Consider the following 15,271-nt stretch of genomic DNA (forward strand, 5'->3'; position numbering starts at 1 on the left):
CCAGTCAAAAGAATTGTTCTTTTGAAATTTGGTTAGGAGCTTTTTTAGTTATAATTACTCTGCTTTTTGAGAAAACTTTAACATGGTTTGAGGAATCTTTTTAATAAGTTGATGAGGCAAAGTAACATATTGGGTTTTACCAAGTTGATCGGCGATAAAACTGTGTATATACACCGCACTCATAATTGCATTGATTTCATTATCAGTGAATTGGGTTACAAACGCACCAACCATACCTGCTAATGTATCACCCATCCCACCAGTCGCCATCTCAGGGCCGCCAATTAAAAGTTGGTAGGTTTCTTGATTTGTATAAATTTCAGTATGATGTTTTTTGAGAACGACAATTGCATTGAGTTTTTGCTGGGCGGCGCGGTTATTGGTCTCTGTTTGTTCTTTGATTGGAATACCAGAGAGTCTTTGCCATTCCATTTCGTGAGGCGTAAAGATAATATGGGCATCGGGCAAGTCCAAATTGTGGGACGCGATGAGATCAATTGCCGAACCATCGATTACCAGATATTGATCTGACTGAACGTTTTGAAAGACAAATTTTAGAATTTTTAATGAAGATGAGTCTTCGCCAAGCCCAGAGCCAATTACAACGCCATTCACTTTGTTTAGCATGGTTTTGATTGCCTGATCATCCGTGAAATCGATGACCATGGTTTCTGGTAGCCGTGCGTGAAGACTCGTAAAGTTGCTTGGATGGGTTGCAGTAGTCACTAACCCGCAACCAGCATATACGGCTGCACTACTGTTTAAAATAGCAGCACCGCCAAACTGGTCATTACCACCAACAATCAATATTTTTCCAAATGAACCTTTGTGGGTTTGAGTCGCACGTTTTGTAATTGTATTTTCAACTAGTTTTTGTGTAATAGTTTGCATGAGTTTTTATTCCTCCATAAGTTCAGTATAGCGAATAAAAAATGATAAGAGAAATAAAAAGGAGCTTTTTATTATAAGATTTTATGAATAATTGTTATAATGATCATAAATAATCAGGAAGTGGGATGAGTCTCATGCAAGATCAACAATATAAGAATATTTTAGTTGGAATTGATGGTTCAGAAACTTCAATGAGGGCTTTAGATAAAGCTGTGGATTCAGCAAAGCGAAATGACGCTAAACTGTACATTGCTCAAATTTTAAAGCCACAGCAATCAACGATTGGCCAATCATCACTTGGCTTTGGCGTTGTCGCAACCGATATTGATGACAACGATCGATTGAAAGAACAACAAGATGCAATAAATGCAATTGTTGCCCGAGTTAAAAGTGAAGGCTTAGATCAAGTAACAGCAATTGTGAAGGTTGGTAATTCGCGTGAAGAATTAGCAAGAAATATCCAACAGGAAGAAAAAATTGATTTAATTTACATTGGTGCAACTGGCGTAAATCGAGTGGCACAAATGTTCTTGGGTTCAAACTCAACATATATTTTAGAAAACTCTTTGGCCGATGTCATGGTAGTCAGATAAAGGTAAAAAGTGAACAAATTAAATTTTATGGCGGAATAGTTATTTAAATAGGCAAGACTATCCCGCTATTAATTTACCAAAAAATTAGCCGATGGTATTAACTAATAAAAATAAGAGAGGGGGAAGGTCAAGATGGATGAACAATAAATTATCTTGGCCGTCCAAATATGAAATTATTAATTGTACTTGAAAACATTGTGATGGATGGAGTTAAACGGGCTGCAACAGTTGTGGGAAATGCACTGACTGAATATGCAGATGTGACGTATTACTCGTTAGAAGATGTGGCTCCTTATTATGAATTGGATGCTGACTTAGTTATTGCCAAGAGACCGGCATCAAGTCATGTTTTAAATTTCTTTGGTGAAAATCCTTATGAAAGATACAAACCACAAATTGAAGATTTATGTAATTTTATTCAAGAAGAGAAGTTTCAAACAGTTATTTTACCAGCGGGGTTGACAACCAGTTTTGCCCCCTTAATTAAGAATCAAACTCCTGAAGTGCGTGTAATTGCATGGATGCATAATAATTATAAAACATATTTAACTCAATATTATCAATTGATGAAATCCGAATTTGTGCAAGGTTTAAAGGCTGCTGATGTGGTGGTGGTATTAACGGAGTCAGATTATATTAATTATCGTCAATTTAATGAAAAGACTGTCAAAATTTATAATCCTCTGACAATTGTTCCTGAAGAAAAAGCTGATTTAAGCGCACATACGATTGCTTTTACGGCCCGAATTGCAATTCAGCATAAAGGGATTGATTTTCTTTTAGAGGCTGCTCAGTACTTACCGGACGATTGGAAAATTGCAATGGCTGGGGAGGGCTCTGATGAGGACATGGAAATTTTTAAGCAACTGGTAAAAAAATTCGATGTGGCCGATAAAATTATTTATCGAGGAGCCCTTAAAGATGAGGAACTTCAAGCACATTACGAAACAGCTTCCATTTTCGTTTCTACTTCTCGTTGGGAAGGGATGCCATTAGTGATTGGAGAAGCAATGGGCTTTGGATTGCCAATTGTCGCGATGGAAAATACGGGTTCTAGAGAGTTTTTGGGGAACAGTGAGTATGGGATTCTAACCAAAGCGCAAGATGTTCCAGATTTTGTTGCAGGACTAAATAAATTAATTGTAAGCGAGCCTTTAAGACGGACCTACGCAAAAAAATCTTGTAAACGAATTCGAAGTTCTTTTATGTTAGATAAAATTATTAAACAATGGTTACCAATCCTTTCTGATGATGATAATTCAAAAAGAATGTTGAAATGTGCCCAATAGCATTGAAAACAGTGCCAAACTTCGATAAGGTATGAGTAGAACGTTTACAATATAGTAAGCTAGGAAAGTCGATGGGTTAAAATGTATAAATTAATAGTTAGTGATTTGGATGAAACATTACTTAGTAGAGACGGCAGTATTTCTGAAGAAAACGTAGCTGCAGTTGAAGCGGCGTCAAAAAAGGGCGTAAAATTTGTGCCGAATACTGGACGAGGATTTGCTTCAGTACAACCTTTATTAAAAAAATTATCGTTGTTTCAAAAGCCTGATGAATTTGTGATTTCTTATAATGGTGGGGCAATTATTGAAAACCAAAAAAATCAAGTTTTGCAGACAAATGAAATGACTTATGAAGAGGCTAAGGGTGTTTTTGATATTACTTCCCAATATCCCCAAAATGATACCCATGTATACACATTAAATGAACTGTATATTTATAATCCACGTGAAGAGGATCTTGCTTATTTAAAGCCTCGCCACGTTGAATATAAGATTATGACAGATAGAGACTTTTCGATTTTTAAAAATGAAAAGATCATGAAGGTTATTACGATGAACCCAGACGAAAAAGTTCTTCATCCAGTTCATGACAAAGTGATGGCGGCGTTTAATAATCAATTGAATGCGACTTATTCATCAGGGATGTACGCTGAGTTTAACCACTTGGGTACTGATAAGGGGACAGCAACCTTAGAGCTGGCTGAATCTTTGGGAATTAAGAAAGATGAGGTTCTTGCATTAGGTGATAATAGCAATGATTTACCAATGTTGCGAAAAGTGGGGATGCCTGTTGTGGTGTCTAATGGAACAGATGAGGCTAAAGAAATCGCCAAATATGTAACCAAGAATAATTATAAAATGGGTGTAGCAGAAGCAATCCACAAATTTATTCTGGACTAGAGATCGTTGTTAGTGTAAGGTTTTCCTAGATGGTCAATAAAATTCTAGGAATATTCATTTTGAGTTGAATATATAGAAAAAGACCTGTAGCCCTTTAATCGACGAAGATTAAAGGAAAGGATACAGGTCTTTCATGTATATTTTAGCAGATTTTATTGAATCATTGGGAAATTTAGACAGTTTATTTGATTTAGAGGAGCAGGTAATTCTTCATCTTAGGAAGTCATTCCAGCTGGTTGTAGCTGAATATCTGAGGCAATTAGATGAAACACTCGTTCCATCAATTCCGGCAGAAAATACATTCATTAATCGACAGGCCAGAACAATTGAGTTTATGTTTGGCGCCGTGAATTTTGAAAGAAGATGTTATCTTCGACCCAATGGAAGTTATTACTTCCCGTTGGATGAACAACTTCAGTTGGAAGAAAGAAAAAGAATTTCACCTTATTTTAAAAGTGTCGTTGCCAAAATTGGGCAAACGACAACGATGAGAAATACGGCCGCAATGATCAATCTGGCAAGTCAGACGGATATTAGTGCCTGGTCAGTAGACCGAATTATCAGAGACATGGCAGATACCGTGAAGACAGAAGAAAAATCGTCCGAAGAGAAACTAGTTAAGAAACGAAAAGTTGAAAACTTAGTGGTTGAAGGCGATGCCTTTGAGATACACAAAATTAATCGACGAAGACAAGACGTCCACCATTACATTGTTTTTGAATCAGGATTAGATGGAACAAGATCAAACAAAGTTGAGTTTGTTGGTATCAATCAAAAAAAGGTTCAAAAACGAGTAACTGACTACATTGAGAAGTATTATAAAATCAGTGAAATGACCGTGTTTACAGCAAGTGATGGTGGCCCAGGGTATAACCCGAAAAGTATGCGAGAAATAGTTCCGAGTGCTCAAAGAGTTGAATTTACTATCGATCGGTATCACTTTGTCAAAAAGATTAAACAAACCTTTGGTTTATTTAATCCATTGGTTGATAAGGCCGTTAAGAGCGTTAGCCTGTATGATCAGAATCAGTTAAACGTTATTTTAGATACATTTGAGTCGCAAATTAAAACTGATAAGGAACTTGAGAGCCTAAGGGTCCTAAGACAATATTTGGCAAGAAATTGGCAGTTTATAAAGTCTCCACACGATCGTGGCTTCATGAGGGTCGGCAAATTGGGATCCGTTGAAAGCTCACACAGAGCGTACACGTATCGAATGAAAAAGCAAGGCAAAGTATGGTCCGAAAAGGGCCTTGAGGCTATGTTGAAATTAATTGAAGCTCGGGTAAACGGTAAGCTAGATAAATACTTACGTGGTGGTTTAAGAAAGTTACAAGAGCTAACGATTGAGATCGCTACGGAATCATTGAAGACGTTGAGTCCAGCTCAGCTGAGCAACAAGCACCATTCTAAGCATATTGGAGTTCTTTCAGGTAAAATACCAGTTGATGCCCCAACAAGTAGCCCTATCGGAGCAATGGCAAAAATATTTTCAAACTAATTATTGTGTATAAATATTTGGTTGATTATAAGGCACCTAGGAAAACTTGACACATACAGATCGTTTCAAAAGTTGACTTTGTAGACATTTTTAAGTAGAGTAATTGAGAAAGTTTAGAAAGTGATTTGGAGACATACTCTGATCAAGTAATGGAGGATTTCTTATGCAAAGGGCAGCCCTAATTGTTATTCCAGGATTGGTTGCTGTGGGACTAATTTTGGTGACGGAATTTGTTAAGTTACCATTTTGGTTACTGGCTGTTTTATGGATTATTGGATTTTTAATTGCCATGTTTTCCGTTTTAGTAATTGAATTAAAAATTAGAATGACGGCAATAAAACGGCATCAAGCAGAGCAAGATAAAACGGACAAACAAGAGTTAAAGTAAAAGAGGAATTATTATGTTTATGTCTACTGAAGAAGTTAACGCAGGACATACGATTATTGGTATTGTGTCGGCAACGAGTCGCATTATGTTGGCGGCAGATGAAATTGACCAATATCAGATGTTTGATCAACTTATTGAAGAAACAAAGCAGAAATTAACTAAACGTGCAAAATTAAAAGACGGCGATGGCTTAATTGGGGTTCATTTTAATACAGAAGTTGTTAATGTGAGTGTGGCTCCTAAATTTCTTGTGGTCGTGGGATATGGAACGGTTGTTAAACTAGATAAATAAATGGCAACAATCAAAATTGAACAAAGTAAAAACGGCTAGGCTCTCTTCTAAGCAAGAGAATCTAGCCGTTTTTTTATGATGTTTTATGCCCCAGGCAGGATTCGAACCTGTACATGGTTGTCCATACAGCGACCTGAACGCTGCGCGTCTGCCAGTTCCGCCACTGGGGCAAACAACATTCATTATTTTACACTATATTTTAAAAAATGAAAAGTTTTATTCAAGTAAGTAACCGGATCTGAGAGTGACAATTCAGAACAGTTTGCATTAATGAAATGAAAATCGTTCTGAATTGCTGAGATTAAATTGTAAGCTAGTTTCAAGGCTAATTAGTTCACTAATAACTTATTTAATGTTTTCAAGATCCATTGTCACATATTTAGTGCGCCATACGCCGAATAGATAAGCCAAAACGACGACAAAAACATTTCCGATTACCGCAGTTGTTGAGATACTTCTAAAAAACATGACCAGCTGAACAATCATTGTGGCTGCTGAAAATAAAGACAGTTCGATTAAGTGACGATTGCTGACGTGAAAGGCTGATTTTGCCCATTGTTCGGGCATAACTTGAGGCAAGCGGATGGTGCTGATTGCAAGGACCAAGCTAACGACATTTGTTAATATAAGCACCGAATTACTAATCAGGGAAATATTCCAACCAAAAATAATAGGCAGGATACCAATTAAGTAAAAAATTCCGAGAATAACGACAGGTGAATTGTATTTTGGATGTAAGTATCCCATTTGTTTTGGAAACCACCCATCACGACTAGCTTGGACAATTGGTGAAAGTGAACTACCAATAGAGGCATTCATAGTTCCAGTCAATGCAATTAAAGCACCACCAATAACAAAAAATATATATAACGGTCTGGAAAGAATGGCATTTGCAACGTGCGTAAGTGGTTGATTGATTACTTGATGGAGTGGTAAAACGCCAGAAGCAACAACTGCCATTAGGGCATACAAAATAGCGACAGTAATGGTTGAAATTACCATAACGAAAGGAATATCTTTAGTCGGATTTTTTGCCTCATCACTGAAATTAATCATAAACTGAGCACCACCAACGGTAAAAGTCATATAAGCAGCTGCAGCCAGAATTCCAATTCCGCCATGAGTCATAAAACCTGGTTGTTGAAAATAACCAGGTTGAACATGGGGCAGACCTAAAACGGTAAACATCGTAAGGGCTACAGAAAGAAGAATGATAATTAAAGTTTGCCACCGGGCGGCGTTTTTGATACCAAAATAATGAAAAATAAACACTAAGGTAAGAATCCCTAATGCAACCGCTTGATGGGGAAGCCCAGGAATTAAGGCAAGCAAATAATCTGCAAACGATAGTGCATACATAGAGATACTAAAGTTGCTGATTGCAAAAATAAAAATATACATCCCAGCCCATTTTTTACCAGCCAATAGAGCGGCCCGCGAATAATCACCACCAGGTAGACGAACAGTTCCACTCGTTAACACAATGGGAATTAGTGTTGCTAAAATTAGAAAGGCGGCTAAAATAAATGAAATAAAAATTGAACGTCCAGTCATTCCAACTGCAATTCCTAGCATTGAAAGAATTCCAGCCCCAGCAATTTGCCCAACAGAGAGCATAAATAAATTAGTACGGGAAAGGTTGTGTTTGACTGTCTGATTATTTGGTGCAGAAATAGAAATTGGTTTTTGAAGAACATGATTTTGTTGCAAAGTGTAAGACCTTCTTAGTTATATGTTTAGTTATCTTAATGGTTGATCCTTAAAAACTGCAGTTATCTGTTGAAGTCCTTGTTTTAATACAGAACGAGGACAACCAAAGTTTAAGCGCATGAACCCTGTTCCGGTTTTGCCAAACTGATTGCCAGATTCCAAACCAACTTTAGCTTGTTGCCAAAGTAAGTGGTTTAATTCGGTCTGAGAGCGCGCGTAATCGCGAAAGTCTAGCCAGGCAAGGTAAGTAGCTTGATGCTCGCCTAAATGCACGTGAGGGAGATTGGTAGCTAAATAGGTGCGCATGAATTGTAGATTACTGTAAAGATAACTTCTTAATTATTTTAGCCAATCTTCTGAATCTCGATAAGCTGCGACAGTAGCAGCCATGGCAAAGGGGTTAAGATCTACAGCGAAGGAGCGGTCCACAGAGCGACGGAATAACTGTCTCATATGCGGGTCGGAAATAACAATGTAGGAAATTTTAATACCAGCCAGATTGAAAGCTTTACTCTCAGACAAGCAAGTCATGACGTTATCTTGCCATTCTTTGGCAGCAACGGCAGTATTTATAAATTTTTCGTTTGGCATTGTTAAATCACTATGAATTTCATCAGCAATTACGTAAACGTGATATTTAGCACAAATTTTTACCATGTGATGTAATTCTTCTGAAGTCCAAATTCTACCGATTGGATTATGAGGACTACATAGAATAAACAAGGTTGTTTTAGGATCAGCGGCTTTTTTTTCAAAATCATCAAAGTCAATTTCGTAATGACCATCGTGATTGATAAGATCGTTTGAAACTACCTGACAACCATTATTGCGAGCTGATGAGGCAAATGGGTAGTAGACCGGTTCTTGAATTAAAACCTGATCACCAGCTTGGCAAAATGCCTGAATTGCAAGATTAATTGCGAGCACAATGCCATTAGTGTTGGTAATCCACTCGCTAGGAATATTCCAATTATGTTGCTGTTTCATCCAATTTTGAAGGGCTTCATTGTAATCTGTTCCTTCGCTATAACCAAAAACACCGTTGTCTAAACGCTTTTGTAAAGCCGATTGGATTGCAGGAGCCACTGGAAAATCCATATCAGCAATACCAAAAGGCAAAATGTTTTTGGCACCAAAGTCATTTTGCTGGGCCATTGGATCCCATTTAATGGCGTCAGTATTTTGTCGATTTGTAATTTTATCAAAATTATAGTCCATAATTATGTACCACCTTTTTAACTGTAAATATTTTTCTTACAGTTAAAACTGTAAACTGAGTTTGATTAATTTGCAAGTTGAAACACTTCATTGACCAAATGTTTAAAATAAATAGCTAGTCGATCTAGAATATGTAGTATTTAAAGGATTAACAGTTAACTTAAATGAATAACACAGCTAGTTTTTACAAAAAATTGATAAACAAATCTTAATTTTCTTGAAGAATTGAGATTGAAATATGGTATGCTTGTTCATGCGCATTTGTAGGTTAAAGAAAAAGAAATTTTAAAATTTTATCTGCCTTAGTTTTTGTGAAACGCCGCGATTGCAAGCTTTCATTTTTATAAGAAGATAAATACATAATTTTAGGAAAAACACAAGATGTTGTATATAGAAAAAATATGATATACTGAATGTTGATTAAAGATAAAGAGGGGCCTTGTATGGTGATAATTACAGCAGGAATGATAGGTGTTGGAAAGACAACATTAACTGGAAAAATTGCAGAACATTATGGATCAAAAGCATTTTATGAACCAGTGGGGGACAATCCCGTTTTACCGCTTTATTATTCTGATCAAAAAAGTTATGGTTTTTTACTGCAAATTTATTTTTTAAATAAACGATTTGCAATGATTAAAAAGGCACTTTCTGATGACAACAATGTGTTAGACCGTTCGATTTATGAAGATGCCTTGTTTACCCGTGAAAATAATAAAGAAGGTAACATTACGGACACTGAGTTTGGTGTCTACACAAGCCTTATTGATAACATGATGAACGAGTTAAACGATCTTCCGAAGAAGGCACCAGATTTGATGGTATATTCGGAAACAGATTTCGAAACGATTTTGTATCGAATTAAAAAACGGGGTCGAGATTATGAACAGTTTGATAATAATCCAGATCTTGAAGACTATTATCATAAAATGTGGTTGGCATACAAGGACTGGTATGAAGAATATGATGCAAGCCCTAAAATAAAAATTAATTTACAAAAATACAATCTAGAAAATCCAAAGAATGTTGATGCTGTATTAGAACAAATTGATGCAGCTTTAACAAAAATTTGGGCGCCTAAAGGTATCGAAGAAGCAATGTAATGGATTTAAAAAGTTATCCCTAATCAATCTTAAATTGATTAGGGATAACTTTTTTTGTCTAAATATTTTTTTGCTCATTAATTACTTGCTTTAATTGAGAGCTACTACGATGAGCCAACAGTGCCCAAAGAATTGTCACTGTATCGACAACTTCTTGGAAAAGAGCGCCTACTAAAGCTGGAATAACTCCAGTTGATGCAACTAACATCAACCCGATACAAATAAATATTCCAATTAACACAGACTGTTTTGCAATCTTCATGGTGTATTTCGAAATACTGAGAGCACGTGCTACTCGGCCTAGATCATCTTTTAAAATAACAATGTCTGCTGATTCACTTGCTGCTGTTGATCCTCGTGCGCCCATGGCGATTCCGACATCAGCTACTGTTAGTGAGGGGGCATCATTAACTCCATCTCCAACCATTACAACCGGGCGCAGATGAGTTTCTTGATCTTTTAAAATGGTGATCTTGTTTTCTGGAAGGCATTCGGCATATACTTTTGAGATTCCAATTTTGTTACCAACCATTTCAGCCGTGGCTTTTTGATCACCACTAATCATTAATGTATTTTGAATACCCAATTTATTTATCTGTGAGATTGTGGTTGCGGCTTCTGGTCTGATTTGATCTGAAAATGTAATGTAACCAGCAAATTTATCATCAATCGCAACAAAAATGGCGGTTTGATTTGGGGAGGCTATTTTTTGATCAGTCACAAATTTTTGACGACCAATCTTAACTTTGTGATTGTCAACTTCAGCTGTTACTCCCATTCCAGTAACTTCTTTAATATGTGAAACCGGCATTAACGTCTTAGCGTCACTAGCCTTGACGATTGAGCGGGCCAAAATATGGCTAGATTGCTGTTCAGCACTTGCCGTGATATTTAGAAGCTCTGAATTTGAAAATGGTGGGACGCTCTTAACCTGATCAATTGCTAAAACACCTTTGGTTAAGGTCCCGGTCTTATCAAAAGCAATGGTCTTAGCTGTCGCAAGCTTTTCAATGGCAGTACCGTTCTTGATAATAATTCCATTTCGATTAGCACTACTCATCCCCGAAACCAATGCAATTGGCGCTGCTAAAATAAGGGGACAAGGTGAGGCAACTACAAGGACTTCTGCAAAACGAACGGGATCCTTTGAAACAAACCATGCGCCCCCGGCAATTACATAAGAAATAATTGTGAACGGAATAGCATAACGATCAGCTAACCGTACAAAATGAGCCGGTCGTGCTTCTGAATCTTTAACCAATTTAACAATGGTTTGATATTGGCTATCTGCGGCAATTTTTGTGACCTTCATGGACACAGATCCATCGCCATTAACGGAACCGGACATCAGCTCGTCCCCAACATCTTTATTGACGGGCTTTGACTCACCAGTTAGTGAGGATTCATCAAAAATAGAGGTTCCGGATAAAATAATGCCATCGACAGGGACAACTTCACCTGGTTTTACGACAACTTCATCATTAACCAAAACGTCATCGACTGGTTTAGTTGTTAAGTGGCCATTTAATAAAACATTTGCAGTTTGCGGAGAATTATCCAGAAGTGTTTGTAATTCTTTTCCAGCTTTGTGAGCGGCATAATCCTCCAGAGAATCACCACCAGTTAACATGACAAGAACGACAATGCTTGCCCAGTATTCACCAACGGCTAAGGTAGCGATGATTGCGGTAATGGCTAACAAATCGACGCCGTATTTACCAGCGCGTAGTGTTTTAATCATTTCAATCAACATTGAAATTGAAATAACAATTCCAACTGCAGTGATGATAATTTGTGCCGCTAGCTGAAGGTGAAAAATAAATTCTAGAATTAATGCTAAAATACCAAGTCCCAAAACTAAGATGAATTTTGTTGAATGTTTCATAGATTACGCGACCTCTTTTCCATTTAGAATGATTCTAAACTTATTATAGGCGTAATCACTTTAAAATACCAGCCAGATAATCATCTTATTCTTGTTTTGAAAGCTTTAAGGAAAGGATTGGAAAAATAAGCAAGAGATGGATAATAAACATTCCCAAAAATGTCCAGTTATAGCCGAATCCGGTAATAAAATAGCCACCGAGAAGTGGACCTAATGCGCGGCCCAGTGAACCTGCAAAACTTCCTAGAGATTGAATGGTACCCCGGTTTTGATCACTAGCATATCGGTTTAAAACTGCTGGAATAGCAATTAGGGCGAGCATTTCACCTAACGTGACCATGGTAATCCCGGCTACAAAGCGCCAGTAACTTTCCGCATTGAGGATAAATAAATATGAACAAGCAAAAGCAAGTAAGCCTAAAATAATTCTTTTTTTCTCTGATTGAAAAGTTGGTTTAAAGAAACGATTCATAAAAGGTTGAACTAAAACAATTTCAACCGTGCTAATTGTGAAAAGCATACTGTATTTAGGAATCGAAATGTGTTTTGCTACCATTAGAACTGAAACATTGCTATTCCATTGTTCGTAACAAATCCAGATAATAATCATTGCTAAACAAATAATAAGGACGTTTAAAAATGAGCGATCAGTTTTAGATTTAAAAGAGGTCGTTGGTTTTGTTTGGACATGTTTTTTAATGGGATGAAAAGCGACGCGAATAATCAGTGTTGTAAACAGAAAAAGGATAGCTGAACTGAAAAATACGACGCGAATACTAACACCAAATAAAATTCCGGATAAGAATGTGGCAAGACCCATTCCCAAACTTGCAAACCAATAGCCATTATTGAAAATATTGGGATCAGAAACTTGTAAAAAGGCAAGGTACCCATTGATTGATGAATTTAGGCCACCTAAGCAAAGCCCGTAACAGGTGATTAAAATGGGATAGATTGGCCATTGGGGGAAAAGGCCAACCAAAAATAAGGCTATGACCACTCCTGAACCGCAAAGATACATGAGAGGCTTTTGTTTCCAACTATCAAATAGTTTGCCACCAATGAGATTGCCAATCATCATGGCGCCAGAAAAGCAAAATAGAACATAGCCGGCTGTAACGATACTTTTATGCAGAGTTCCGTGAATATAAAGAGTTGTAATCGGCATGATAAGTCCAATTCCCATATTTACAAGCATATTTGTCAGAAGAACAAATTTATTTTTCAAACTGTGCAACACCTTTCTGATTTTAATAATGTTCTCATAGAATGTTAATAATACTATTACATAGAAACCTGTAAAATTCAAATCTTGAAGAAGGTCCATGATTATAGTAAGTCAATAAAATGTTTTGACCACGTTTATAGTTAAGTAATTGACCTTTTATTGTTAATGTTCAATTAGAAAATTTGTTATTATCTGGTTGGCAAAGAAAAACAAATTGGCATCGAAACAGGTATACAATGACTAAGAGTTCTTGGCGGCGGTAGTATTATGGCTGTAAATTTGGTAAAATATTTTTGTTACGGTGATTTATTAAAATTATGTATAAAGGCGCTAAAATTACTATTCTAAAACTCAATTAAATTAAAGGGGTCTATTAAATTATGTGTGGATTTGTGGGGTACTTGAATCAAACAGACGTCAATACAGACGTGATCAAATCAATGGCTGATCGCATCAAACATCGTGGCCCAGATGATGAAGCTTATTTTCAAAATGAGGATGCTTCTTTAGGTTTCAGACGGTTATCGATTATTGATTTGGCACATGGTAAGCAACCAATGCTAAATTCAACAAAGACAAAAGTTTTGACCTTTAATGGTGAAATCTATAACTATAAAGAAATTCGTAAAGAGTTAAAAGCACTTGGCTACAAATTCCAAACAGATGTAGATTCAGAAGTTCTAATTCATGGCTATGATGCTTGGGGACCAGAGTTATTACAGAAGCTTCGCGGTATGTATGCTTTTGTTATTTATGATACGAAGACAAAGGAAGTATTTGGAGCCCGCGATCATTTCGGAATTAAACCTCTCTATTATTATGATGATGGGATTTCTTTCCTTTGGGGATCCGAAATTAAAGCATTTTTGGACCATCCTAAATTTATTAAAGAATTCAATGAGCGTTTGTTACCAATTCATTTGAGTTTTGAATTTATTCCTTCCAAAGAAACGATGTTTAAAAACGTCTATAAAGTTTTACCAGGCACGTATTTTATTCATAAAAATGGGAAAACAGAAACGCATACTTACTATAAGTTTAACTATGATCATATTGATAATTCACAAACAATTGAAGAAGATGCCAATAAGATTCGTGGAATTGTTAAAGATTCTGTAAAAGCTCATATGATTGCTGATGTGGAGGTTGGTAGTTTTCTTTCAAGCGGGATTGATTCTAGTTATTTGCTGGCAGAAGCTGCAAAGTTAAAACCCATTCAATCTTTTTCATTAGGATTTAACGATTCTAAATACAGCGAATTAAGTTATTCAACGGAATTTGCAAAAGAAATTCATCAACAAAATACACCATTAACAATGGATGGCGATGACTATTTCGATATTTTACCAACAATTATGTATTACATGGATGAACCACTTTCAAATCCTTCTGCTATGCAGCTTTACTATCTTTCAAAGGGGACTAGAGAGCATGTGAAGGTTGCCTTATCTGGTGAGGGTGCTGATGAGTTCTTTGGTGGGTATAATACTTATCTAGAGGCTTTTCCATTCGAACGGTATCAAAAATGGGTTCCTCAGTTTATTCGAACAGGTTTAGCAAAAATGGTACAAAATTTACCTCGTTTTCATGGTAAACGATTCTTAGTGCGTGGTGCAGAGCCCTTGAGTGAACGCTATTATCGAGTTAATTATGTCTTTGACAAGCATGAACGGGATGAGATCTTACGTGATCCAAGTATAAATATGGATTCTGGTAAGTACACTCAGCATATTTTTGATGAAGTAAAAGACAAAGACGAAATGACACAAATGCAATACTTTGATATCAATACTTGGTTACCATTTGATATCTTGCATAAGGCTGATCGAATGAGCATGTGTAATTCATTAGAGGTACGGACACCTTTGGTTGATAAGGAAGTTGCAAAGTTTGCAGCCACAATGCCTGTAAGTACTCGTATCCACAAGGATGAAACTAAGATTTCCCTTCGAACCGCAGCTGAAAGCGAATTGCCAGAACGAGTTGCCAAGAAGAAAAAAATGGGCTTTCCATCACCAATTGCAAGCTGGATTAAAGAAGATAAGTACCGAAAACGAATTGAAACAGCTTTTAATTCTGATGTAGCTAAGAAATTCTTTAAACCTAAAGCATTAATGCATATTTTGCATGAGCATATTAATGGAAAATCTAGTATGCAAAAGATTTTTACAATTTATACGTTTATCCTTTGGTACGAAGTCTATTTCCCAGAAAATACGACTGCGACAACAAGTAAGTTGGTTCATCGCACACAAGTTTAAAAGTTGGAGATG

14 protein-coding genes and 1 tRNA gene are annotated in these 15,271 nt (G+C 36.6%); 8 read left to right on the top strand and 7 right to left on the bottom strand.

All coding sequences use genetic code 11. From position 1 onward, the window contains the following. Nucleotides 1–54 precede the first annotated feature (54 nt). Nucleotides 55–891, bottom strand: a complete 837-nt coding sequence (locus tag ADU73_RS08295) for an NAD(P)H-hydrate dehydratase (RefSeq protein WP_046871707.1) — start codon at nucleotides 889–891, stop codon at nucleotides 55–57. A gap of 134 nt (nucleotides 892–1,025) precedes the next feature. Here ADU73_RS08295 and ADU73_RS08300 point away from each other — a divergent pair, with 134 nt between their 5' ends. The 6 genes from ADU73_RS08300 (at nucleotide 1,026) to ADU73_RS08325 (ending at nucleotide 5,854) form a co-directional block, all read left to right on the top strand. After that, nucleotides 1,026–1,484 (top strand): universal stress protein, encoded by a 459-nt coding sequence (locus tag ADU73_RS08300; protein ID WP_046871708.1) that lies wholly within the window; start codon nucleotides 1,026–1,028, stop codon nucleotides 1,482–1,484. Nucleotides 1,485–1,651: 167 nt separating this feature from the next. Next, nucleotides 1,652–2,773 carry a glycosyltransferase gene (locus tag ADU73_RS08305; RefSeq protein ID WP_046871709.1) on the top strand — a complete coding sequence of 374 codons (1,122 nt, stop codon included), beginning with the start codon at nucleotides 1,652–1,654 and terminating at the stop codon, nucleotides 2,771–2,773. Nucleotides 2,774–2,854: 81 nt separating this feature from the next. Then, nucleotides 2,855–3,673 (top strand): Cof-type HAD-IIB family hydrolase, encoded by an 819-nt coding sequence (locus ADU73_RS08310; RefSeq protein WP_046871710.1) that lies wholly within the window; start codon nucleotides 2,855–2,857, stop codon nucleotides 3,671–3,673. Nucleotides 3,674–3,806: 133 nt separating this feature from the next. Then, nucleotides 3,807–5,174 carry an ISLre2 family transposase gene (locus ADU73_RS08315; protein ID WP_062913107.1) on the top strand — a complete coding sequence of 456 codons (1,368 nt, stop codon included), beginning with the start codon at nucleotides 3,807–3,809 and terminating at the stop codon, nucleotides 5,172–5,174. 163 nt (nucleotides 5,175–5,337) lie between these two features. Next, nucleotides 5,338–5,562, top strand: a complete 225-nt coding sequence (locus ADU73_RS08320) for a hypothetical protein (RefSeq protein WP_046871711.1) — start codon at nucleotides 5,338–5,340, stop codon at nucleotides 5,560–5,562. A 13-nt stretch (nucleotides 5,563–5,575) separates the two neighbouring features. Beyond that, nucleotides 5,576–5,854 carry a hypothetical protein gene (locus ADU73_RS08325; RefSeq protein WP_046871712.1) on the top strand — a complete coding sequence of 93 codons (279 nt, stop codon included), beginning with the start codon at nucleotides 5,576–5,578 and terminating at the stop codon, nucleotides 5,852–5,854. 86 nt (nucleotides 5,855–5,940) lie between these two features. Here ADU73_RS08325 and ADU73_RS08330 read toward each other — a convergent pair. The 4 genes from ADU73_RS08330 to ADU73_RS08345 form a co-directional block, all read right to left on the bottom strand. After that, nucleotides 5,941–6,024, bottom strand: a tRNA-Leu gene (locus ADU73_RS08330). A gap of 175 nt (nucleotides 6,025–6,199) precedes the next feature. Then, a complete protein-coding gene (locus ADU73_RS08335) occupies nucleotides 6,200–7,564 on the bottom strand; it encodes an APC family permease (RefSeq protein ID WP_145930497.1) in 1,365 nt (454 codons plus the stop codon). A 30-nt stretch (nucleotides 7,565–7,594) separates the two neighbouring features. Continuing rightward, the gene (locus tag ADU73_RS08340) at nucleotides 7,595–7,870 is read right to left on the bottom strand and encodes a beta C-S lyase family protein (RefSeq protein WP_052694522.1); all 276 of its coding nucleotides are present in this window, start codon (nucleotides 7,868–7,870) and stop codon (nucleotides 7,595–7,597) included. A gap of 33 nt (nucleotides 7,871–7,903) precedes the next feature. Further along, nucleotides 7,904–8,782, bottom strand: coding sequence for a MalY/PatB family protein (locus tag ADU73_RS08345; protein ID WP_052694523.1), 879 nt, complete (start codon nucleotides 8,780–8,782; stop codon nucleotides 7,904–7,906). Between the two features lie 443 nt (nucleotides 8,783–9,225). On the opposite strand from ADU73_RS08345, the gene ADU73_RS08350 reads away from it, so the two are divergent. Then, nucleotides 9,226–9,885, top strand: a complete 660-nt coding sequence (locus tag ADU73_RS08350) for a deoxynucleoside kinase (protein WP_046871714.1) — start codon at nucleotides 9,226–9,228, stop codon at nucleotides 9,883–9,885. Nucleotides 9,886–9,943: 58 nt separating this feature from the next. Here the strand turns inward: ADU73_RS08350 and ADU73_RS08355 are convergent, their stop codons facing one another. Together ADU73_RS08355 and ADU73_RS08360 are read right to left on the bottom strand one after the other, a co-directional pair. Then, complete coding sequence (locus ADU73_RS08355) at nucleotides 9,944–11,770, bottom strand: heavy metal translocating P-type ATPase (protein ID WP_046871715.1); 1,827 nt, start codon at nucleotides 11,768–11,770, stop codon at nucleotides 9,944–9,946. An 85-nt stretch (nucleotides 11,771–11,855) separates the two neighbouring features. Next, the gene (locus tag ADU73_RS08360) at nucleotides 11,856–12,998 is read right to left on the bottom strand and encodes an MFS transporter (protein WP_100078093.1); all 1,143 of its coding nucleotides are present in this window, start codon (nucleotides 12,996–12,998) and stop codon (nucleotides 11,856–11,858) included. Between the two features lie 380 nt (nucleotides 12,999–13,378). Between ADU73_RS08360 and asnB the strand changes: the two genes are divergently transcribed. Beyond that, complete coding sequence (asnB, locus tag ADU73_RS08365; protein WP_062913381.1) at nucleotides 13,379–15,259, top strand: asparagine synthase (glutamine-hydrolyzing); 1,881 nt, start codon at nucleotides 13,379–13,381, stop codon at nucleotides 15,257–15,259. Nucleotides 15,260–15,271: the final 12 nt, after the last annotated feature.

Source organism: Pediococcus damnosus, from assembly GCF_001611155.1.
GTDB lineage: Bacteria > Bacillota > Bacilli > Lactobacillales > Lactobacillaceae > Pediococcus > Pediococcus damnosus.